Origin of the sequence: Pseudoalteromonas sp. APC 3691 (assembly GCF_030408135.1) — a bacterium.
In the GTDB taxonomy this organism is placed as follows: Bacteria; Pseudomonadota; Gammaproteobacteria; order Enterobacterales; family Alteromonadaceae; genus Pseudoalteromonas.
This window is the reverse complement of the sequence record NZ_JASDCB010000142.1, coordinates 1-1413: the sequence shown is the minus strand read 5'-3', so window position 1 is coordinate 1413 and position 1413 is coordinate 1. Positions and strand designations below refer to the sequence as shown.

1 protein-coding gene is annotated in these 1413 nt (G+C 41.4%); it reads left to right on the top strand.

The genetic code is table 11. The annotated features are described in order from the left end of the window. Nucleotides 1–93: 93 nt before the first annotated feature. Nucleotides 94–1404, top strand: coding sequence for an IS4 family transposase (locus tag QL998_RS20610; RefSeq protein WP_290193390.1), 1311 nt, complete (start codon nt 94–96; stop codon nt 1402–1404). Nucleotides 1405–1413: the final 9 nt, after the last annotated feature.

Below are 1413 nucleotides of genomic sequence, written 5' to 3'. Positions count from 1 at the left end.
GTAATGCCGATCATTTAAGAAATAGTTAATAGCACTTGAACGATCTTCTAGGTATGTAAGAATCCGAATTCTTTTGTAGAATTCGGATTTTTTATGCAACTTTCTAATGCTCTCGATATTATCAACAACATCAAACCTAATGACGTTGAAACACTCGCAGATTTACTCCCTTTATCTCTTATCGAAGAAGCCTATGCACTGACCGAAACCGTTACACTACGAAAAAGAAAACTAACCCTAGAATCGATGGCTTGGTTGTTGATCGGTATGGTTATTTATAATGACAAATCCATGGCCGATGTCGTTAATATGCTCGACATTGTTGACCGAGAAGGGAAGCCATTTGTTGCGCCAAGTGCTTTAACTCAGCGTCGTAAAAACCTAGGTGAAGCCGCTATGAAAGCCTTATTTGAATGTACCCAAAGACATTGGAATGAAGACGCTAACCACCCTCATTGGAATGGACTTACCTTGCTGGGTGTCGATGGTGTTGTTTGGCGTACGGATGACTCCCCCCAAAATAATGAGGCCTTTACAAAACCGACCAACACACAATACCCACAGGTCAGAATGGTGTGTCAAATGGAACTGAGCAGCCATTTAATAACGGGGAGCGCTTTTGATGATTACAAGGTCAATGAAATGGTACTGGCTGAAAAGCTTATAGAAACCACACCAGACAATAGCCTCACTTTATTCGACAAAGGTTTTTATTCTTTAGGGCTTTTACATAAATGGCAAACAACTGGCAGTGAACGCCATTGGCTAATCCCCCTGAAAAAAAATGTGCAATATGACGTTATTCAAACATTAGGGCGTAATGATAAATTAGTCCAACTTAGCAGTAATCCAAGAGCAAGCAAAATGTGGCCAACGCTGCCTGACACCTTAATAGCGAGGTTAGTGACTCGAAAAATAAAAGGGAAATCATACAGTGTGATGACATCGATGACAGATCCGATGAGATATCCATCAGCCGATATAGGCGATATATACAGTCACCGCTGGGAGATAGAGCTTGGTTATCGCGAACAAAAGCAATATATGCTGGGTAATCGATTAACATTAAGAAGTCGCTTACCAGCGCTTGTAAAGCAAGAGCTGTGGGGAGTGTTGCTTACTTATAATATGGTGCGATATCAGATGGTAAAAATGTGCCACACATTAAAAGGTGATTATTTACCGTACCAACTGAGTTTCAATGGTAGTTTAGCTCAAATAATGAGGTTGCTTGTTGGATTACCTTATTCAAGCCCAGGGGCCATACCGCGTCAGTTAAAATACTTTTATACGATGGCAGAAAGCCTCATTCTAGAACCTCGAAGGGAGCGAAGTTTTCCTCGCTCAGTCAAGCCAAGACCGCAGCGGTACGCTAGAAATAAAAAAGCCGTTCACCTTAAGTGAACGGCATTA